Source organism: Pseudoalteromonas piratica (genome assembly GCF_000788395.1).
Lineage (GTDB): Bacteria > Pseudomonadota > Gammaproteobacteria > Enterobacterales > Alteromonadaceae > Pseudoalteromonas > Pseudoalteromonas piratica.
In genome coordinates this window covers 682,282-702,277 of record NZ_CP009889.1, presented here as the reverse complement: position 1 = coordinate 702,277, position 19,996 = coordinate 682,282, and the positions used below count along the sequence as shown (strand labels likewise).

21 protein-coding genes are annotated in these 19,996 nt (G+C 36.9%); 13 read left to right on the top strand and 8 right to left on the bottom strand.

Going from position 1 to position 19,996, the window contains the following annotated elements; translation table 11 throughout:
• Nucleotides 1–22: 22 nt before the first annotated feature.
• The gene (locus OM33_RS17860) at nt 23–919 is read right to left on the bottom strand and encodes a LysR family transcriptional regulator (RefSeq protein ID WP_040135607.1); all 897 of its coding nucleotides are present in this window, start codon (nt 917–919) and stop codon (nt 23–25) included.
• A 117-nt stretch (nt 920–1,036) separates the two neighbouring features.
• On the opposite strand from OM33_RS17860, the gene OM33_RS17855 reads away from it, so the two are divergent.
• The gene (locus OM33_RS17855; RefSeq protein WP_040135605.1) at nt 1,037–1,723 is read left to right on the top strand and encodes a pirin family protein; all 687 of its coding nucleotides are present in this window, start codon (nt 1,037–1,039) and stop codon (nt 1,721–1,723) included.
• Nucleotides 1,724–1,769: 46 nt separating this feature from the next.
• On the opposite strand, the gene OM33_RS17850 is transcribed toward OM33_RS17855, so the two are convergent.
• Together OM33_RS17850 and yegD are read right to left on the bottom strand one after the other, a co-directional pair.
• On the bottom strand, nt 1,770–2,105 hold the full coding sequence (locus tag OM33_RS17850; RefSeq protein WP_040135603.1) for a hypothetical protein: 336 nt from the start codon (nt 2,103–2,105) through the stop codon (nt 1,770–1,772).
• A 145-nt stretch (nt 2,106–2,250) separates the two neighbouring features.
• Entirely contained in the window at nt 2,251–3,618 is a 1,368-nt protein-coding gene (gene yegD, locus OM33_RS17845; protein WP_040135601.1) for a molecular chaperone, read from the bottom strand.
• A gap of 131 nt (nt 3,619–3,749) precedes the next feature.
• On the opposite strand from yegD, the gene OM33_RS17840 reads away from it, so the two are divergent.
• The 4 genes from OM33_RS17840 (at nt 3,750) to OM33_RS17830 (ending at nt 7,041) form a co-directional block, all read left to right on the top strand.
• Nucleotides 3,750–4,700, top strand: coding sequence for an endonuclease/exonuclease/phosphatase family protein (locus OM33_RS17840; protein WP_040135599.1), 951 nt, complete (start codon nt 3,750–3,752; stop codon nt 4,698–4,700).
• 119 nt (nt 4,701–4,819) lie between these two features.
• A complete protein-coding gene (locus tag OM33_RS22400; RefSeq protein WP_081991212.1) occupies nt 4,820–4,966 on the top strand; it encodes a DUF2986 domain-containing protein in 147 nt (48 codons plus the stop codon).
• Nucleotides 4,967–5,280: 314 nt separating this feature from the next.
• A complete protein-coding gene (locus OM33_RS17835) occupies nt 5,281–6,012 on the top strand; it encodes a substrate-binding periplasmic protein (RefSeq protein WP_234402779.1) in 732 nt (243 codons plus the stop codon).
• A 90-nt stretch (nt 6,013–6,102) separates the two neighbouring features.
• Nucleotides 6,103–7,041, top strand: coding sequence for a hypothetical protein (locus OM33_RS17830; RefSeq protein ID WP_040135597.1), 939 nt, complete (start codon nt 6,103–6,105; stop codon nt 7,039–7,041).
• A gap of 100 nt (nt 7,042–7,141) precedes the next feature.
• On the opposite strand, the gene dbpA is transcribed toward OM33_RS17830, so the two are convergent.
• Entirely contained in the window at nt 7,142–8,539 is a 1,398-nt protein-coding gene (gene dbpA / locus OM33_RS17825) for an ATP-dependent RNA helicase DbpA (protein WP_199922634.1), read from the bottom strand.
• Nucleotides 8,540–8,640: 101 nt separating this feature from the next.
• Here dbpA and OM33_RS17820 point away from each other — a divergent pair, with 101 nt between their 5' ends.
• Nucleotides 8,641–9,117, top strand: a complete 477-nt coding sequence (locus OM33_RS17820; RefSeq protein WP_040135594.1) for an NYN domain-containing protein — start codon at nt 8,641–8,643, stop codon at nt 9,115–9,117.
• Nucleotides 9,118–9,137: 20 nt separating this feature from the next.
• Here the strand turns inward: OM33_RS17820 and OM33_RS17815 are convergent, their stop codons facing one another.
• From OM33_RS17815 to OM33_RS17805, 3 genes are read right to left on the bottom strand one after another with little or no spacing between them, the layout of a single operon-like run.
• A complete protein-coding gene (locus tag OM33_RS17815) occupies nt 9,138–11,210 on the bottom strand; it encodes a GumC family protein (protein ID WP_040135592.1) in 2,073 nt (690 codons plus the stop codon).
• Nucleotides 11,211–11,735, bottom strand: coding sequence for a polysaccharide biosynthesis/export family protein (locus OM33_RS17810; protein ID WP_040135590.1), 525 nt, complete (start codon nt 11,733–11,735; stop codon nt 11,211–11,213).
• Nucleotides 11,729–12,865, bottom strand: coding sequence for a hypothetical protein (locus OM33_RS17805; RefSeq protein ID WP_040135588.1), 1,137 nt, complete (start codon nt 12,863–12,865; stop codon nt 11,729–11,731). The genes OM33_RS17810 and OM33_RS17805 overlap by 7 nt, the downstream gene beginning before the upstream one ends.
• 393 nt (nt 12,866–13,258) lie before the next feature.
• Between OM33_RS17805 and OM33_RS17800 the strand changes: the two genes are divergently transcribed.
• The 7 genes from OM33_RS17800 to OM33_RS17770 all read left to right on the top strand — a co-directional run bounded on the left by OM33_RS17800 (nt 13,259) and on the right by OM33_RS17770 (nt 19,191).
• Nucleotides 13,259–14,242, top strand: a complete 984-nt coding sequence (locus tag OM33_RS17800) for an exopolysaccharide biosynthesis polyprenyl glycosylphosphotransferase (protein WP_040135587.1) — start codon at nt 13,259–13,261, stop codon at nt 14,240–14,242.
• 4 nt (nt 14,243–14,246) lie between these two features.
• Nucleotides 14,247–15,398, top strand: coding sequence for a hypothetical protein (locus tag OM33_RS17795; protein ID WP_199922626.1), 1,152 nt, complete (start codon nt 14,247–14,249; stop codon nt 15,396–15,398).
• Nucleotides 15,391–16,413 carry a hypothetical protein gene (locus tag OM33_RS17790; protein ID WP_040135582.1) on the top strand — a complete coding sequence of 341 codons (1,023 nt, stop codon included), beginning with the start codon at nt 15,391–15,393 and terminating at the stop codon, nt 16,411–16,413. The genes OM33_RS17795 and OM33_RS17790 overlap by 8 nt, the downstream gene beginning before the upstream one ends.
• Nucleotides 16,410–17,288 (top strand): polysialyltransferase family glycosyltransferase, encoded by an 879-nt coding sequence (locus OM33_RS17785; RefSeq protein ID WP_040135580.1) that lies wholly within the window; start codon nt 16,410–16,412, stop codon nt 17,286–17,288. The genes OM33_RS17790 and OM33_RS17785 overlap by 4 nt, the downstream gene beginning before the upstream one ends.
• Nucleotides 17,278–18,198 carry a glycosyltransferase gene (locus OM33_RS17780; RefSeq protein WP_040135579.1) on the top strand — a complete coding sequence of 307 codons (921 nt, stop codon included), beginning with the start codon at nt 17,278–17,280 and terminating at the stop codon, nt 18,196–18,198. Before OM33_RS17785 ends, OM33_RS17780 begins: the two co-directional genes overlap by 11 nt.
• Nucleotides 18,198–18,638 (top strand): acyltransferase, encoded by a 441-nt coding sequence (locus tag OM33_RS17775; protein WP_040135577.1) that lies wholly within the window; start codon nt 18,198–18,200, stop codon nt 18,636–18,638. Before OM33_RS17780 ends, OM33_RS17775 begins: the two co-directional genes overlap by 1 nt.
• 85 nt (nt 18,639–18,723) lie before the next feature.
• Nucleotides 18,724–19,191, top strand: coding sequence for a nuclear transport factor 2 family protein (locus tag OM33_RS17770; protein WP_040135576.1), 468 nt, complete (start codon nt 18,724–18,726; stop codon nt 19,189–19,191).
• Nucleotides 19,192–19,241: 50 nt separating this feature from the next.
• Here the strand turns inward: OM33_RS17770 and OM33_RS17765 are convergent, their stop codons facing one another.
• The gene (locus OM33_RS17765; protein ID WP_040135574.1) at nt 19,242–19,937 is read right to left on the bottom strand and encodes a response regulator transcription factor; all 696 of its coding nucleotides are present in this window, start codon (nt 19,935–19,937) and stop codon (nt 19,242–19,244) included.
• Between the last annotated feature and the right edge of the window lie 59 nt (nt 19,938–19,996).

The following is a 19,996-nucleotide window of genomic DNA, read 5'->3' as shown; positions in this document are numbered from 1 at the left end:
AAGTGCTTCCCTTTTTACATCATTAGCATGCTAATTTTTGATTAAATACAGCATCTAAGAAATCCAATAACGCTTTGATTTTAGGTAAGTTAGTACGGTTTTTAGCGTAAAGTGCATACATATTTGAGGGTGTAAGTTGCCAATTAGGTAACACTTTTATTAGTTCACCAGCAGCTAATTGATCTTGGCACATGTAATTTGGCAATGCAGTAACACCAAGCCCGTCAATCGTTGCTTGCTTAACCACACTAAAATCATCTGCAATTAATTTTGCATCGAATGAAATGGCACGCTTTTGTTCTTCATTAAAAAGCGTAATGCCCTGTGCACTTACACTATTACTCATTACTAGCCAGTCTAACTGACTCAAATTGTCGAGACTTGGTTTCGTTGCTAATGCAGCAATATACTCCGGGCTCGCATATAGCCCTCGTGTCGCACAACCTAGCTTTTTTGCAATCAAGCTTGAATCTTCTAGCTTGCCAATTCGAATTAACATATCAAAACCACCTTCTATCAAATCAACGCGTTGATTTGTCAGGTTCAGTTGCAACGACACCTCTGGAAACTGTGCTAAGAATGTAGCAATGCTAGGTTTTAGAATTTCTTGGCCAATTGATACAGAACACCCGAGCTTTATTGAACCTGAAATTGAATTGCGTGCGTTATCAACCACTGATTTTGCAAGTTCTGCTTCATCATAAATACGCTTGCAATGGGTGATATATTGCCTGCCTGCTTCGGTCAATTTTTGTCTTCTTGTGGTTCTTTCAAGTAGCGTAACACCGAGTGTGGTTTCAAGCTTTGTTACTTTCCTACTGATATTCGCTTTTGGCATTGCTAAACGTTCCGCAGCAAGTGTAAAACTGCCTGTTTCCACGACTGCTAGAAATACCATCATATCATTGAGATCTTGCATACGCTTTCATTGTTGTTAATTATGGATTTATCTTAATCAATATTCGATATTTATTGAACAATAAAAACGTCCTAATATTTCCACATTGAAAGATTAAACCGATAACAAGGAAATACCATGAAAGTACTTACTCGAGATTCACTACCACTAGGTGGATTTGCAGGCTTAATTGAGCACCGTTTAGTGACTGATTCACGATTATTTGGCAATAGAAAATCAATGAACACCTTTGAAGGATTAGGGCAATTTGTGTATTTAGCCGATGCAAAGTTTAACCCATTGGGAGAGACAACAATGCATCCACATAAGGAAATCGATGTTATTACGGTAATGTTAGACGGAGAAGTAACACATGAAGGGTCGCTCGAACATGGTAAAAGTTTAAAAGCAGGTGAAACTCAAGTTCAGCGCGCAGGTGGCGAAGGGTTTTCACATAATGAAATCAATCCAAATAAAAACCAAAATCGATTATTACAAATTTGGGCTTTGCCTGAAGAATTAGGCCGACCTGCAGATTATAAACATTACACTCACAGTAATTTAGGTGTAACACACATTTACGGTGGCGAAGCATCACAAGATTTAACCTTTGATAGTTCAACACACATGCACATTGTAAAACTTAAAACCGGCGAAACTTACCAAACGAATAATGAAACAATGGTTTACGTCTATCAGGGTGAAATGCAGCTGGTTGATGATAAAGAGACTATTTTGGCAACCGATGGAACCTTAGTTCGGGCTAGTGCGGTCTCAATAACAGCAACCACACACAGTGAGTGTGTGGTGATCACACATCGCTAAGTGCACAGGTATGCTGCCGATTTTCCAAGCGGCATATGCAACATGATTAAAAAATCAGTGCTAATAATGGCATATTTGAAACAAATACAATAGCCGATGTCAGAGTAAACATTTTTAACTGACTCGATAGTTTGCGCATTGATGAAAAACAAAGGCTTGTCAAAAAGCATACAAGCGGCAAACCAAAAGTGGTTGCCAAAATAAAGGCTATTTGCTTGCTGGGCGCGTCAAATGCAGCGTGATTTATCGACGCATGATGTGCTAAATAGGCATTAGCAATAACAAGAATAGTTAACAGCATTAACATAGCGAAATCTACCTTGCGGTTCGATTTTGGCAGCATCAATGCGTGATCGGTATTTGTATTAAGTGACGTTTCCATGATTCATCCTTGATTCTTAGATTAGTTTTATATCGACCTGTTGCATAACTCCTTTAGCAACACAGTCAACTATATACAAATAATATAACTTATGACAACCACAGATATAAATTTATACGTGGTTGTCATAATAGTTAAAGTTACATTATTGTTTAAATAGTTTATCAGCCCACTTTGTTAAACCTGAAGTAACACTGCCAAAGTTATCACCGTTTAACATTGGAATATCACCCAGTGTTTGTTGTAATGCCAGTTTCAATAGTGGTGATTGCGCACTTCCGCCTGTTAAATAAATGATGTCAGGCTGAGTACCCGCTGATGTTATTGCATCTTCAGCTAATGTCACCATTTGTTTCAGGCTCTCATTAATTGCATCCCCTAAGTCATTATTGCTAATTAATTGTGTAAGGTCTTTTTCAATAAATGATAAATCGGCATAGTGCTCTGCATTTTCTGACAATGCTATTTTAGCCAATTCTCCTTGCCTTACAGTTTGATGGGATTGTTTATTTTCTTGAATTTTAAGTAAACGGTTTAGCAATTCTGGTTGCTCTACGTCGCGTAATAAACGAGTTAGTTCACGGTGGTTTTTGTCACTGTAGAATTCACTTTGTAAGTGAATATCATTAATTTTACAAGCTTGCCAATAAAGTGGATGCGGCATGGGCAACCCTGATTTCATTTGACTACCCAATCCAAGCAAGGGCATAAGCTTATGAAAACTCAGTGCAATATCAAGGTCATTACCTCCAATACGCTTACCACTATGGGATAGAAAGTCACTTGTGCGCTCAACTTTTGTGCGAAACGACGGCCCCATTTGTACAAATGAACAATCGGACGTACCACCGCCAATATCAACAACCAATACTTTTTTATCTTCAGTTAGCGATGTTTCAAAATCAATTCCTGCGGCTAGCGGTTCAAATAAAAACTCGACATCATTGAAACCTGCTCTTTTTGCCGCTTTTGTTAGAATTGAAACTGCTTGTTGGTTACTTTCCTCTCCACCAACAGCTTGAAAGTTTACAGGTCGTCCTATCACCGTTTGTAACAATTCATAGCCTAAATGAGCTTCTGCGCGTTTTTTTATCGCCATAATCATGGCAGTAGCAATATCTTCAAAAAAAGCGATTTGTTCAGGTTTCAACCCTGTTGCACCAAAAAATGACTTTGGTGATTTTACGTAAAAACCTTCTTCAGGAAATTCAATGTATTCTTCGATAGCTTCTTTACCAATGTAAATGCCGCTTTCGTTTGTCGTTAAATCTAAATCTGAGCGTATCGCTGGAATACTCGCTAGCAGGCCTTTACGTTGATTAAAAAACTCATCAACATGATGTGAGTGCTTAAGGTTTTTTGCGACAAAATCCACAATCAAACTATTATGCTGCGCATACAATGTTGATGGTAAGTAAGGTTTACCTTGTTCTAAAGGTATCAGCTTAGGAGAAGACTCAGCCATGACACCCATCGCGCAATTAGAACTGCCATAATCAAACCCAACAATCATTGTAATCTCCAAAGCAAAAAAAAGGTCGCGCAGAGTAGCACAGTGATTCTCTAACTTCTATTGCTTTTAGCAATAAAACAAACTGCCAAGCATCTATACTTAAACAACCTAACATTTATTTATAAAGTGAAATGATTAAACTCGCTCCAATATTGTTGGTTGGCTTCATTTGGCTAATGATTATCTTAACCAGCTCCTCGCTTGCTCGCGAACAATTCTGGGCTGACTTAATCAGCAGTGTCACACCTCACTTGGTTTTAATAGCTTGTGGTATATCGCTATTAGTTATTTTTTATCGAACCCAAATAGGCCTCACATTATTGCTCGTTACACTTGGCATAGCCTGGCTAAAACTTCCCTTATTGTCATCGACAGATGTCCCCTCTCAACCAACAATGCGTGTTTTTCAATTTAATTTAAATTATTACAATCCGAATATTCGCAATGTCTATCAAACCCTTTCCACAAAAAAGCCGGATTTAACCGTACTATTTGAAGTGAACGATACAAATAGAGCTGAATTTATCGCCCTGCGAGATGCGTATTCCGATTATGGCTCAGATGAACGCGAAGGCTTTCCTGATGGTATCGGCATCATTTCTAAATACCCGATTTTATTCCGTCACAAGCATGCGATTTTTAAAAACAGTGTGCGTGGCGTGATTATTGAACTGGTGATTGCTGTGGGAGACAAAAAAATGCGTATATTAGCCCTTCACCCACCATCACCAAGAACACGAACACTTTGGCATAAACGTAATATGATGTTGCTTCATCTCAGCAACTTATTAGTCGAACAAACTGATATTGAACACACGATCGTCATTGGAGATTTTAATACTCATCCACAGTCGGTTCACTTCCCCAAACTTTTTAACTACTCAAGTTGTTATGAACTTGCAGGCCATTACGCCTCATGGGCACCAATAACAATTCCTAACACGCTTTATTCTGTTCTGGGTATTTCAATCGACCATTGCTTAGTGAGTGATTCACTGTCGTTACATAATTTTGCTACTTTACCTTTTCAAGGCAGTGATCATCTCGCCCTAATGTATGAACTCAGTTTTATAAATGAGTAATCTAGCTAAATGTTAAGTGATTGCTAAGCTAACGACATAAAAAAATGTATTTTAAATAATGTCATTGTTTTAAAGTTTGCTGTGTTAAAATATCAGAAGTTTAATTAATTGAGATCATCATGAACCGTCGTAAGAAAATATACGAAAAGCTCAAGAAAAAAGACAAAAAAGCAAACGAGAAGCTTAATAAAAGTAACAAGCCTAAGTATATCTCTAAAGCCGAGCGCGAAAAGATGGCACAAGAGACGCACAGCTCCGAGAATTAAGTTTTTTATAAGGGCTAACGCCCTTTTAATGCTATTCTGACCCACCATAGGTTAGCCAATTTAACCTCTAAGTTATTAATTGAAACTTTTTCGAAACTGCCCTTTCCTTTCTTAATCTTCATAACATATCGTTACAGTTAAATTGAAAAATTATCAGATATTTTAAACTGAGAATGTATTTCCTTATTTAAAAACGTAATACAACGTTATATATTGATGTTTCAAATTGGATTAAATTGTTCTTAAATTGAATATATTTGTGCGGAAAAGTAGTTAAACTACCTAAACGCATTGCTTAGGGAGTTGCAGTTAGTGTGTTTCGTATTGTGTTAAACCGCTTTTGTTTTTTATTTTTAATGGCCCTATTACCAACCTTGGTAGTAGCAAAATTAAATGTTGTTACTGAAGAGTGGCGACCGTTTAACTACACGAACGAACAGGGTGAAGTTTCAGGTATTGCAACACAACGCGTAAAAGCAATTTTAGACAGTATAAACATCGATTACACTATCACCTCCTACCCTTGGGCTCGTTCAATGATCCTGACATCTAACGATGAAAACACGCTGATCTATACCATTCTTAGAACCAAAGAAAGAGAAAATCTATTTCAATGGGTTTGCCCTCTGATAGGTCCAATTAAGGTTAATCTTTACAAACTATCAAAACGCACAGACATTAAAATCAAAAGTATCGATGATGCGCGAAACTATGTAACGTCAATAGAAAAAAGTGAAAGCGATCACGAATATTTGTTATCTAAAGGTTTCGTTAATGGTGTTAACTTAGATGTGACTGGCGACCCTTATGCAGGTACCCGTAAATTTTTCGCCGAGCGCGTTGATTTAGTGTTGCAAACAGAGTGGGAAATGGCTGAAAATCTTCGCCATTTTAAACGACCTACGTCAGATGTAGAGAAAGTGTTTGAAGTTAAAAAGCCAAGTGATGCCGAAGGCTGTATGGCATTTGGACTAAAAACAGACAAAGCCCTGGTTGATAAAGTAAGAAATGCCCTTTACGATTACAACAAAAAACATGGCTTATAATTTTAAATTTACTACAAATAAGCGTTACTCTTTTTAGTTGGGTCTAACACAACCCCTCATTGTCTTTTCATTCTAATTAAAAGTTTACTTATGCCTTCAAAAATAGCTTTGACTCTTATTCCTACCTGTGTGCTTATCATTGCGTATATTGCGTTAAGCCCTCAGCTAGACAATCAATCTAGCACTTCATCAATTAATGAAACCAATCAGCTTGTAAAACAACACTCAGAGACACCAATGCAAGTTGAATCTGTAAACCATCCGCCAAATACTGACACAGATAATGAACAAAGCATGTCGCAATTTAATGGCTTTATGGTTATAGAAAAGCCCCAATGGAAATTTGAGACAGGTATTACAAATCATGTGAAGACACTTAAACTCCAAATTGCTAATGGCAATAATGAAGCTCGGTATATTTATGCTAAAAATTTACTTTATTGTTTCAATGCTCCTTTAGATGAAGCGCGTTTTGAACAAAAATTAGCAAACGCTTATCAATTAGAAGATAGTAGTCGTACTATTGAGCAAATCACGGTCCAATACGAATACTGCCAAGGGCTTGATAGAGATGAATTAAATAACGTTTTAATACATTTAGAGCAAGCTGCAGCGAATGGACTTGTAGCAGCGCAAGAAGAGTTTGGTCGCATGACATCGAAGTTTTACATGCAGTTACAGCAAGGCAAAAGTCTTAGCAGGAATGAGTATATAGCCCGTCGAGATAAGTTTTTAGCGCACAAAGAAGCATTTTTAATATCTGCAGCCAAGCATGGCAGCATCTCCGCATTAAAGCAATTATCTAACAGTTACCATTCACAAAACTATGGCTTAAATGGGCATATTAAGTCCTATGCACTGAATAAACTGATCGTTGAACTTACCAATGATGATCAAATTTACAATCGTTATTCATTTTTTGTAAATAGACAATTTGATCAATTAACTGCTAACGAGCGCGATAAAGCAAATGCCTTAAGTAACGAGTGGCGAAAACAAATTGAGAAAAATGGTACGTTATATTTTTGACAACGACTACAAACACAAACACAAACACAAACACAAACACAAACCTTACAATATATGGCGAATCATTATCGCCATATATTAATACACGGGTATTTGAACTTTATTTTGTCATTTTGCGAACTCTAAAGTTTCGCCCTTTCATCTTGCCTTCACTGATGGTTTTAACTGCTAAATTTGCTATTTTGCGTGTAACAGCAACATAGGATGTCATCGCAGTTACTTTGATTTTGCCAATCTGATCGCCACTTATCGCAGAATTTGCTGTCAAAGCGCCTAAAATGTCACCCGGTCGAAGCTTTGCTTTTTTGCCGCCATCAATTTGCAATGTAATATTAGGAGCACGCTCAATTGTATTTGTAAATACGTCATCGTTTGGTAAATCAGTAGGTAACGCTTCCATATTTAAATAGTCTTCCAGTGCATTTACCTTATGAGACTCTTTGTAACTCATTAGTGAACAAGCAATGCCCTTATTGCCGGCGCGGCCAGTACGACCAATGCGATGAACATGGACTTCTGGGTCGTGCGCAATATGATAGTTAATCACCATATCAACATGGTCGACATCGATTCCACGCGCAGCAACGTCTGTTGCAACCAAAATAGTTAAACTTTTGTTAGCAAAACGAACTAATGTACGGTCACGATCTTTTTGTTCTAAATCACCATGCAAAGCTGCGCTATCAAAGCCAAATTGACTTAATTCATCACACACACTTTGGCATTCATTTTTTGTATTACAGAACACCACGGCCGATTTTGGCTGAAACTTAAGTAATAAACGATTTACCGCATCTAAGCGTGCATAGTTATTTTCAACTTCATAAAAATATTGGCTAATTGAGCTATGGTCGTGTGTCGCTTCGACCACAATTTTTTCGGGGTTAACCATCACATGCTTTGCTAACTGCTCAATTTTTAATGGATAAGTTGCACTGAAAAGTAAGTTTTGACGAACTGCTGGTAAATGCTCAATGATACAATTTAGTGATTCTTCAAAACCCATTTCAAGCATTCGATCGGCTTCATCAAGCACAAAGGTATTGACTTCATTTAGGTTTAAACGCCCTTTTCGTAAATGCTCTTCAATTCGCCCAGGCGTACCCACAACAATGTGTGCGCCATGTTCAAGCGAGCCTATTTGAGGACCCATTGGTGCACCACCACATAACGCGAGCACTTTAATATTATGAATGGCGCGCGCAAGCTTTCGTATCTCTACAGCTACTTGGTCGGCTAGTTCACGAGTAGGACACACAACCACTGCTTGTACGCGAAAACGTTTTACATTTAGGTTATGTAATAAGCCAAGCGAAAACGCTGCCGTTTTACCCGAGCCTGTTTTGCCCTGCCCAATCACATCTTTTCCGTTAAGTATAAGCGGTAACGTTTGTGCCTGAATATCGGTCATAGACGTATAACCTAAACTGGTTAGGTTTTCCAATAGTGAGGGCGATAACGCCGTTTGGGAAAAACAAGAAGCTGTAGACAAAGTGATTACTCAAAATTTTAAAAAGAAAATTATACCACAGCCTCTCGCTGCTGTTACTCTCAATCGATGCTTGCTATAGTTTACAAAACAAACGATGATGAATTAATTTGAAAAAAATAGCCCTTTTTGTCGATATTCAAAATATCTACTACACCACACGCCAAGCATATCAACGTCAATTTAATTACCGCGAATTATGGCAACAATTGTCAAACCAAGGTGAAATTATATTAGCAAATGCGTATGCAATTGCGCGCCAAGACGACCAACAGCATAAATTTCAAAAAGCACTTAAACACATTGGCTTTGATGTAAAACTAAAACCTTTTATTCAACGTTCGGATGGCTCAGCTAAAGGTGATTGGGATGTGGGTATAACCATTGATGTATTAGAACATGCGCCCAATGTAGATGTAGTGTGTTTACTTTCGGGCGATGGTGATTTTGATTTGTTATTACAAAAAGTTGCTGCTAAGCATGGCATAGAAACTTGGGTTTATGGGGTTGAGCAATTAACCGCACAATCGCTTATTTACAGTGCAAGCCGTTTTCAACCGATTAAAGAGGGATTATTGCTTAAGTAATATTTAAACACCTTTACTGGTTATATTTTTCGATTTTTGACACGGCGATAATAGTTTTTGTGCTCTACTTTTATTTTGTTGAAAATCACACTATTCACTTTGCTTTTTGTGTACACCAACTGATCTAATTCATTTTCAAGCTCTGTCACTGTGTGTTTTTGCACATCTACGATTAAGTTAATGGTATTAACATGCTTACTGATCAGCATAATATCTGAGGCAAAAAAGAGTGGCGGACAATTTAAAATAACGCGATCGTATTGTTTACTCAACGCTTTCAGCATGTTTTCAAAGCGGCTCATAGATAAAAATAACTGTGGCTTCTTAGGTAAAATACCACTGGCAAACACGTCTGCTTTAAGCGTTGGATCTTTAATAACGCATTGTTCGAATGTATGGGTTTTTGCTAAAAAATTAGTTAGTCCTGGCTGACTTGGCTCATAACCCAGTTTTACTGTTATTGAATGCTCCCTAAGATCAGCATCAATAACAATCACATCTTCCACTTCAGAGATTGATTTAGCGAGTAATAATGCGAAATTAGATTTGCCCTCTCCAGGTTCAAGCGAGCTGATTGCAATAATTTTATCTTGTTGACTACCATCACTGAGTAACATTCTCGTTCGAATGGAACGGATGCACTCTTCAAATAATCGGTAGTCTCCTTCATTTTCATTGCTAAAAATAAGACCGCGTTTATAACGGCGGAAGCGACTCACAATGGGTAATTCACCGAGCACATCTAAATCGTATGCACGAACTAATTGGTAATATTTTTTATGGCTGTTTCCAAGGATCTTAGCAATAAAGATAACAAGTAAAGATAAAGCTAAGCCAATAAATAAAACTACAGCCGCAAGTATGGCACGCTTTGGTCTAACCGGTTTTTCTGGCTCAATGGCAGGGTCAACAATGATAATACTGCTTGCATGATGAATATCTTTAAACAGCTCCACTTCCTTTTGTTTAGCTGTGATTGACTCTAAAAGTTGTGTGGTCGCCGAAACACTGCGCTTAATTTTTTCGAATTCTAAGTTTTTTAATATGGCTTGTTCTAATTGCTGCTCTGCCGCAATGCGGTTTAAATCTAAGCTTTTAATGGATTGATTTATTTCGCTTAACTTATGTTTTAGTCCATCAGATAATTTTTCAAATTCCAAAGCAAGTTGCTGCCGTGTCCCTTCAATCTCAGTTATTTTTGCTTTGTATTTAGGGTGTTTTTCAAGATAACGTAGCTTAATTTGTGAAAGTTCAGTTTCAAGTTGTGCTTGCTGTTTTGATAAAATTTTAAGGGTTTCTACATCACTCCATTGCGAGATAACCAAAGCACTATCTGTGTTTGCATGATTTGCTAATGTTTTGATCACCCTTGCTAACTTTTCAGCTTCTAAAGTTAACGATCTTTTTTGGTCATGTAATTGAGATATATCTTGTTTTGCTAGACTGACAAAACTCACAATATCTACAATATTATTATTTTGGCGAAAGTCATTTAACTTGCTTTCTTCTTCATCAAGTTTATCTTTAACTTCTTGGATCTTGGTTCGTATCCACTCATCACTTTTATCAGCGTGCGGTTGCATTAAAGACAATTCATAATCAATAAAGCTCGAAGCAATTAAATTGACCACAAAAGCTGCAAACTTGGCATCGGTGTGCTCAAATGACAATTCAAGCATATGCGTATTTGGCACAGGTTGAATGCTCAAAACCTTTATAAACTCTTTTTCATCGTTAAGTACTTTGTCAAATTGAAACCCGTTACCATATTGCTGCTTAATTTTATCAATAAGTACTTTTGCAAACTGAATGGATTTGATGAGTTTTATTGTTGTATCTAACTCTTCCTGAACACCAATTTGGCCGCTCACCAGTGTCTGAAGGGGGTTGTCAGCCCGTTCACCTTTTACCATTATGGTAGTAGAAGCACGGTAAATATCTGGTAATTTGGAGATAAATAACAATCCAAGTGAAAATACACTGCCAGTCACAAAAATAATGACCCATTTTTTGACCCAAAGTAGACCCAGTAAGTCGCCTACATTAATACTTGTATCTACATTACTTGGCGAAACAACAGCTGGCTTATTCATTTAAAAGAAGCTCTTTTCTACTTTAATTACATCGCCTGGTTGCACAATACTGTCTGCTGAAGCTTTGAAAATATTGGATTTTTCACCTCTTTGAATGGTCCATTGTTCGCGCGATGCCCGATCTTTCAAGCCACCTGCTAACACAATTGCTTGTTCTAAGGTGATGTTGGGCTGATAAGGGTAGCTGCCTGGTTTACGAACTTCACCATAAATAAAAAAAGGTCGGTAACTTACAATTCTCACGGATACATTAGGTGACACCAAATATCCGTCTTTTAATTGCTGCTCAATGTAATGCTTTGCTTCTTGTTGTGTCAGACCTTTTAACGTCAAACTGCCCAATAATGGGAAGTCAATACTACCCTGTTGAGATATTTGGCCTTCAAAATACAAGTCACTTTCTAAGTACACTGATACTCTAATTGTATCACCTGGACCAAAGCGATAGATTTGCTCATTTGCATAGGATGTAACAGATAACAGTAAAGACGTAATGAATACTAATAGTAACTTGTAAACTACCATAAATACTCCAATGCAACTTGCGCGCTTTGTTGGTTAACTTGTTTATCAAGTAAGCTCGTATCGACACGTTCTAATGCCAACGATGTATCCACATTAAAACCATCATAAGGTCGCCATTGCCAATCAAATGCTGCAACTAGCCGTTTATGGAAATCATTAGATTGATCAAAATTTTGATTAATCTGTGAAAGTGATAAATTTAAGTAGTGTTCACTATTTAATTGGTATCGCAGCGAAATATCGTTCTCGGTAGTTAATTGAGTAAGCGATTTTTGAGAAAGTGAGATCTCTGAGTGTTGCTCTGATAGTAATGATAGCTCAACATCTTCAGATATACGCCATTTATCACTGAGCATCCAATAATAGCCATCACTTGATGCATCGCCCGAGCGCTCAAAGTAACCAACAACTATATTAAACTGATGTGAACCGCCTAAACGCGTATATAAACCAAAGCCCAATTCAACCAATGAAGAGGTTAAATCATTTCGCTTTTCATCTTTGTAGGTTCCATCAGCTAAAGCATAACTGTCTTCAGATATTTTATGTCCATAACGAGCACTCACTATTTTCGACTCAGTTTTTGACAAAGCTAATGCTTCAAATTCTTGCTGGTAGTGATTAGTTGCAATCTCAAGGTTTAAATACTGCTTTTCAGGAGCCCGTCCTAAACGTAAGCTCAATGCAGCAGAGTGATCTTTTTCTTCCACGTAATCCGCTATTTCTGGTAAAAATTCCGCGTTTTTTTCACCTTTAATTTTCTGCGCTTGTTGGGCATTTGCTTTAAATGTTAAGTCAGATTGTTCTGATAAAAAAAGATTTAATGCTGGCGTAAATTTGTAATCAAAGTGGTTTAGCGACGACTCAGAAAAATACGTTTTTTGCCTTAATTGAAATGGAACTTGAATAGCAAAACCTTCAAATAGCGCCACTCTGTCATAATCCATTTCGAGCGCTGACGACAAAGAAGATTCAGGATTACTATCTTGATAATAAAGGTTATATGAAAACTGACTGGCTAATGATACAGAAAGATCATTTTTAGATTGATGCCATTGTGTGGCACTTAATTTAGCTGGAACCATTAACACTAAGGCAAGTGATAAGGAAAATAAACATTTTTGGGTCATTGAACACTCTTTACTGCAATTCGAGTAATCGGTACTTTACTCTGGTTGTCTCAACGCATCCCAGCAATTTCCAATCAAAATACACTAGATTAACAAAAAATCAACACTTTTGATCTAAATCAATTTTATATACACATTGTTACTTTTTTTCTGCACATTTTCCAAAATAAACCACAAAAAAACCAATACCAAAGTATTGCATGTTTATTTTTTGTTAACCAAATTATTGCAAATAATGAATAAAAAGTTACTGGAAGTTACATTTTTTTTCAAATATCATGCCTACAAATTTAATACTTTAGTAACAGTTAAAGGAAATAATAAAAGGAATTACATACAGGAGTTATTACCCGTCACGGAATGTCATTATTTAAGTAATGTGGTGTAGGTAGTATGTCATTCGATACAATAACAAAAAACTTATTAACAACTAATGACCCCAATGAGGTCATACAAAATCAACCAAAAGAAGCGGTCAAACATAGAAACACATATTTCATTTATTGCCCAAAGCTGCATATTGAAAAAATTCGACAAACCGCTGTAAATTTACCTTTCAATTGTATCTTTAACGATTTTCAGCTTAATAACTTCAATGGTAAAACAATTTTGTTTTATGGTATGGAAGAACTGAGTGCTTCGCAAAAAGACTTTTTATTGCATGCAGCTTCCAATGGCGCCCGTGTTGAGCAGCTCACTGCTTTTTTAGACAAACAACTTGGTTACACGGAAGTCTCCTTACTAAGCACACAATATTTTATTAATGAAGAAGCCATCGAAATGCTGTGGTGCAAAAAGTCACAGTTTTTAAAATCATTTATTGATAAGCTGATTGCTTTATTATTGCTCGCCTTCACATTTCCGATCATTGTGTTAGCTACATTTGCCATTCGTCTCGAAAGTAAAGGCCCTATTCTTTACCGCCAACTCCGTGTAGGACAGTACAACCGAGAATATAACGTATACAAGTTTCGTTCTATGCGAACGGATGCAGAAAAAAATGGACCGCAATGGGCTGAAGCTAATGATAACCGCATTACCCGAGTGGGTCGTTTTATCAGAGCCACACGCATTGATGAATTACCTCAGCTTTTCAATGTGCTAAATGGTGATATGTCAATGGTGGGTCCTCGTCCTGAACGTGAAGTGTTTATCAAAGATCTTGAGCAACACATCCCATATTATCGCTTCAGACATGCCATAAAACCGGGCATAACTGGTCATGCTCAAGTGTGTTATCAATATGGTTCCTCTGTTGACGATGCAATATGGAAGCACAAATATGACGTGCATTACATAAAACACCAAAGCCTATGGTTCGATATAAAAATCATGCTTAAAACAATCCCAACTGTGCTATTTGGCATGGGGAGATAAGGGTTTGAAAGTACTCACAATGATATACCCAAGCAGATTTGATGCCTCTAAACTTCTCGATATTATTTATCGTTTGGTACCTGCAGTTATTCTGTTTGCGTTTATAAAAAGTTTAGACTTGGTTGAACATGAAAATGTACGCAATGTGTTGCTCGATATTTTACTGTATTCGCCTCTTTTACTGCCATTTTTCCGGTTGGGTGTGCCTGTTTACCTTCAACAAAATCTCAACCCTATTGTAAAGCGGCAACACCTTGAAAATGTGTTTTTAATTCAGCTCAGTTTATTAATTGCAGCTCAAGTGATGATGTTAGTAAATCGTCATGCATATATCATTTTAATGGTGTCGATAACCGCAGCGATGTTGTTTAACATTGGCAGCTATATGATAAGACAAGGTAATCGAAATGGCTTTTTCTTACAAAATGGCCTATTAAATTTTTGTTTACTGTCGCTGGTGTGTTTATTTGTCATGGTAGATGATTACCAAAGCGCAAAATTTCATATTGCGGCTATTTGTTTATTTTTAGCCTGCGTAGTGTTCTTTTTTATTTCACCCGATGAATTTAGTTATAATTGGAAACAAGTTCCTAATTTACAAATCTACATTTTAGATACGCTAAGTACATTTTTTATCCCGCTGGTCACTTTACTTGCGGTAAAACTCTGTACCGACTCGCAGACCGATTACTTAATTCTTATCAAAATAAGTGCATTTATTTCAGGCACATTAGGTGCGCTTATATTTCTGCGTGTTCATAACTTAGATAATACAGATAATGAGGCGTTACTATTTCATTACAACAAGATAAAACAAAGCCAATTCAAACTCCTGATTTTGCTTGCTATTTTAGGTTCTTTTGCAACTTATATTTTTATTCCTGACCTTTTGATTTATTTCACTGTCTTTATGTTATTTGAGGCTGTGTTACTTAAGTTCGGTCAAATGAATATTCTTCTCAATTATAAAGGGCTACATACCAAAGCTTTAAAAGCTAATGCACTTTCTGCAGTGAGTTGCCTAGGTTTGTATTACGTCTTTGGTTCAATTACCGAAACTTACCCATCTACATCGCCTTTGATTTTTTACGCAGTTGCGATTGCTTTGTTTCATGGTAGTTGTAGATATTTTCTATTAAGGCATTGTAATGACTAGTTATCTCTATGCCTTATCCATTAGCTTAGCGACTGTACCAATACCGTTTATAGGGTTAAAACTATTTTTTCCCTTCGCACTTTTGCTTGCATTAGTATCTACGCAGACCTACGACGTGTATAAAATTATTAATACACTGGCGGTCGCGTTGCTGTTGTCTATTTGTGCATTTATATATAAAGACGATCCCGTCAAGATCCTGATTATTGTATATTGTGCTTTATCTATTAGCTTTTTGTTATTCGATTTCGATGTTCACGAAAAGCATTGGCTATCTGTCGCTTATCTACTAATCGTATTTTTTATTCTGTCTATCTTAAGTATTCAGTTCTTAGGCTATGACATCATTGCCAAAATAATATATGGCGAATCACGTCATGAGATAGGCGCATTCGAACTAATTAGTTTTAGGGGATCCGGTGTTTACCAAGAACCGTCGACTTATGCGTATCACTTAATCGCGATAGTGTGCTTGTTACACCTTGCAAATTCAAAAGACTTTTTTTTGCAAAAGTGCATTATTCTTATTTTTGCATTGTTAAGTTTTTCTGCAGCTGCTGCAGTTGCTTTACTTATGTTGGCTTACCTACTCATTTATGCGCCCATTCGCTTTAACTTAAAGCTTTCGCTGTTACTGCTTTTATCTCCGGCGATAGTTTACTTAGGGTATATCGTTGTCACTTTCTTACAATACAAAGTTGGTCATTACGCAACAACGGGTTTTGACGAAGTAACACGTTTTCAAGCCATATCTTTATTTAGCGCCACTACGCCAATACTCGGTTTAACTGCAGAACAATTAAATAACTTAGTGATATTTGATATGGGGCCATTAATTTCGAGTGTATTGATTTTTGGTCTGCTTGCGATTCCAGTGGTGTTTGTCTTACTTTTTTGCTGTATAAAAAACCCACCAAGTTTTTGCCTATTATTAACCAAAATTCCGTTAACGGATCCGTTACTTTGGTGCGTGGTTAATCGCATCTTTAAACAAAACAAGGCAAACAATCTATGAAGCTTTCTGTAAACATCGATGCCTTGGAGAAACAGCGTTTTGCTCGCCATGTTTTACACAATCAATGTGAGTTTTATTATCACCAAGACAAACGATCTATATTAGGCAAGTGTAAATTTAACAATGCAAAGCAGGTTTTTATTTGGGGTCGTCGTCCACCCGATATCGAAGCGTTTAAATTAGCAAGCAATACTGCTGACACCATTATTATTCTACAACACGCTAAAAACCCCAGAAGAGAACAGGTTCCATTAAGCTATTACAAACAAAACTTTAAAAAAGTACTTTATTGGCTCTCTTCCATTGGAAGATTAAAATTGTCACGCTGGCAGTCGATAAAAAAAACACGTCAACCAAAAGTATTGTTGTTCTATTTTACAGAGGCCTATAAAAAAGAGTGGCAACGGCATTTTACTGAAAATCATAATGTGGAGTACATTTTGTGTAATTCACCTGATGTAAGCCGCTTTGGTGCCACAACAGACACTAAAATATGCACGACTCCTGTGCCCTGCTTTTATGTCGATGAGCCACTGACTCATACACTTGGAATAACTGAACAACAAGAAATTACACTGTTGATTGAGTTACAACAGTTAATAGGCGACACAATTTATGTAAAATTACACCCTCGCTCAAACACGGATAAATTTAAGCACCTAAATTTATTTAAAGTTGTCGACTGTATTTATCAAAACGCATCTACCGTAGCGGGATATCGTTCAGGATTACTAGATTATCAATTTAATAATGAAACATCGTTAACCTTGCAAAAGGATTTGTCGTGGCAAAAGCAATTAAAAAAGCACACATCCTTTACAGAACAAGATTATGCAACGCAAGTTAAAGAGTACCTTTTAAAGCATGATTTATAACGTTCTTTGGAGTGATAAAAGTTTCGGTGGCGCCGAAATATATGTAAGAAAAATGCAAAGCGAATTTGCTATTCCCTTTATTACTTTAAAAGATAAATCTGTGTGGCAATTAATCTGTTTCTTTTTCACTTTATTAAATCCGGCTAACCAATATATTTTCCATGATACCAGAGCCTCTCTGCTTTCAGCGTTTAGATTTTTTTATAGAAAAGATATCTGTGTGCTGCATGGACCGGGAAAGCATGCAAAATTTATATTTTTATTGCATAAGCTTTTTAATAGCTATTGTTATCGCGTCATTTTAGTCAACAGCGATATATTCTCTGCACAAGCAAGTAAGGCATTTCATATTATTGAAAACGAGTCATCATTGGACTCACACTCAAGCCCAACATCAAAAGATGTGATTTACTTCGGACGCCTTGAAAAATCAAAAGGTGTTGACGTACTTTGCGAGTATTGGCAAAAACATGCCCACCTTGCTTCTCTCCATATTGTTGGCGATGGCAGCTTACATAAAGCATTAAAAGAGCAATATCCTAATATTCAATTCTATGGTGCTCTGAATCATCAACAACTTAACAAGGTGATTAATAATGTAGCTTTTTACATTAGTTGCAGTAACCGTGAAGGGAAGTCACTTGCACTTATGGAGGCAATGAGTACAGGGCTCATTCCCATTGTATGTGACATTCAAAGCCAGCATTTTCTCTATCAGGATCTGGATTTTCCCTTATTAAACGAAGATTTATCCAATTTTGATTCGGTGGTGTCAACATGGTTAAATCAAAAAGACGAGCCAAAGAAGATCACCATGCAAAAAGTAAAAAACTACTCTAAAACCCACTTTCAGGGTAATTGGGCAAATCAATGGCGTGAAGTTTTAAAGCCCACAGGAAAATCCTACTAATGGCACTGTCTTTAAAGCAGTATGTGAAACGGCGAAATGGTGTGCCACTCGGTGCATCTGGCTCATTAACTAATATGCTCAAAAATGCCCTCGGTGCTAAAAATTTTTCACAATTTTGGCTTTATTGGAACCCGATCTGGGGCTATTACTTAGCCACAAAAATTCAAAAACCATTAACACAGCTTTTGCCACACTCAATCGCGTTAATTCTCACGTTTAGTATCAGTGGGTTGCTACATGATTTAGCGGTAAGTTTTATCAAGAAAGAAGTTTTTTTTGTTTGTACGCCGTGGTTTTGTGTAATGAGTTTAGTGGTTATCGCATCGCATAAATTGAGTATGGATGTGAGCAAATTTCCTTTCATTATCCGAGCATTTATACATTCATCTACTGTTATTATTTGCTATTGGGTAAGTTATTTTACTTTGCAATTAATGTAACAAAATAATTCTAACTCTTTATTTTTCTTGGCAATAAAAAAGTTAGTCGCTAGATTAGGGATTAACCCAATCAACAGGAACTATAATGCGTTTATTCATTGTTTTTTTATTATCACTGCTAACTATACCTAGCGTATTTGCCAAAGCGGAATCAATTAACCTGAAAGCATTTGCAACAAACTACTACAATGCAATGGTTGCGTCTCAAGCCCCCAATGCCACAACAAAAGAGCTCGAAGCTTATTTGGCCTTTTTAACTGACGATGTAGGTCACTCACACTTACCTTATGTTACCGATGATTCACGTTTACCCGATGGTAAAGAGGCAATGCGCAAAGGCATGACATTTTATTTAGGCGCTCACACTGAATATAACTCAGAGCTGCTCAATATATTCGTGTTTAATGATTCAGCTGTCGCAATTCGCTACACCTCGAATGCAAAAGGCATTCACCCGCAAAACAATCAAGCGCTTGAGTATTCAAATGTAATGATGGAAGTGCTCGAAATTGAAGATGGTAAAGTTGCGGTCATCCGCAAATACCACGAATAATTACAACAGCGTAGACACTTAAATTTTGGTAAACAAATTTAACTGATTTTTTATACACTTGCTGTGAGCAAAACCCTATAGCCAAGCCCATTGACTGTTTTAATATGGGCTGGCTTTTTTGCATTACTTTCTAACTTTTTGCGTAAGCGACAAATCGTTGTATCAACAGCGCGAACAGAGTTTGGCCCCTCGCTTATGCTAACCGCATCGATTATCTCTTCCCTTGAATAAATACGCGGTGAGTTTTCAGCTAACAGGAACAGTATTGACTGTTCATGAAGTGTTAAATTAACTTCATTCGTTGCTTCATCTATAACAATTTTATTTGCAAAATCTAATAGGTAATTGCCTAATTTAAGTTGTTTTGTTTCACGTTTACTTGGTTTATGCATGCCTACTAAGAGTTTTATTCTCAGTAATAGCTCTTTAATCGTATAAGGTTTTACTAAATAATCATTGGCGCCTAATTCCAGTCCAGCAATCCTATCCTCATCACTGGCTCTGCCAGAAGAGACAATAATCGGCGTAGTGGTACCACTTGCTTTTAGCTTTCTAAGTAACACTAACCCATCTTCATCAGGCAACCCCAAATCTAAAATAATTAAATCAAATGACCTATTTGTTATATGGTTCCAACTTACTTTTACATTGTGTGCTTTAACAACAAGAAAACCTTCTAATTCTAAATAAGCACTGGTCACTTCAGCTAATTGTTCATCGTCTTCTATCAGTAGTAAAGAATACACACTATCAACCTTAGGTATGAAAATTATTCGTAGAAACATTACAGAAACATCTCAGACAA

Coding starts and splice junctions, on each gene's coding strand:
- OM33_RS22400 (WP_081991212.1), top strand. CDS start 4,820: ATGAACCGTCGTAAGAAAATATACGAAAAGCTCAAGAAAAAAGACAAA.
- OM33_RS17770 (WP_040135576.1), top strand. CDS start 18,724: ATGCGTTTATTCATTGTTTTTTTATTATCACTGCTAACTATACCTAGC.
- OM33_RS17780 (WP_040135579.1), top strand. CDS start 17,278: ATGATTTATAACGTTCTTTGGAGTGATAAAAGTTTCGGTGGCGCCGAA.
- OM33_RS17785 (WP_040135580.1), top strand. CDS start 16,410: ATGAAGCTTTCTGTAAACATCGATGCCTTGGAGAAACAGCGTTTTGCT.
- OM33_RS17840 (WP_040135599.1), top strand. CDS start 3,750: ATGATTAAACTCGCTCCAATATTGTTGGTTGGCTTCATTTGGCTAATG.
- OM33_RS17860 (WP_040135607.1), bottom strand. CDS start 919: ATGCAAGATCTCAATGATATGATGGTATTTCTAGCAGTCGTGGAAACA.
- OM33_RS17855 (WP_040135605.1), top strand. CDS start 1,037: ATGAAAGTACTTACTCGAGATTCACTACCACTAGGTGGATTTGCAGGC.
- OM33_RS17805 (WP_040135588.1), bottom strand. CDS start 12,865: ATGACCCAAAAATGTTTATTTTCCTTATCACTTGCCTTAGTGTTAATG.
- OM33_RS17800 (WP_040135587.1), top strand. CDS start 13,259: ATGTCATTCGATACAATAACAAAAAACTTATTAACAACTAATGACCCC.
- OM33_RS17810 (WP_040135590.1), bottom strand. CDS start 11,735: ATGGTAGTTTACAAGTTACTATTAGTATTCATTACGTCTTTACTGTTA.
- yegD (WP_040135601.1), bottom strand. CDS start 3,618: ATGATTGTTGGGTTTGATTATGGCAGTTCTAATTGCGCGATGGGTGTC.
- OM33_RS17850 (WP_040135603.1), bottom strand. CDS start 2,105: ATGGAAACGTCACTTAATACAAATACCGATCACGCATTGATGCTGCCA.
- OM33_RS17775 (WP_040135577.1), top strand. CDS start 18,198: ATGGCACTGTCTTTAAAGCAGTATGTGAAACGGCGAAATGGTGTGCCA.
- OM33_RS17830 (WP_040135597.1), top strand. CDS start 6,103: ATGCCTTCAAAAATAGCTTTGACTCTTATTCCTACCTGTGTGCTTATC.
- OM33_RS17790 (WP_040135582.1), top strand. CDS start 15,391: ATGACTAGTTATCTCTATGCCTTATCCATTAGCTTAGCGACTGTACCA.
- OM33_RS17815 (WP_040135592.1), bottom strand. CDS start 11,210: ATGAATAAGCCAGCTGTTGTTTCGCCAAGTAATGTAGATACAAGTATT.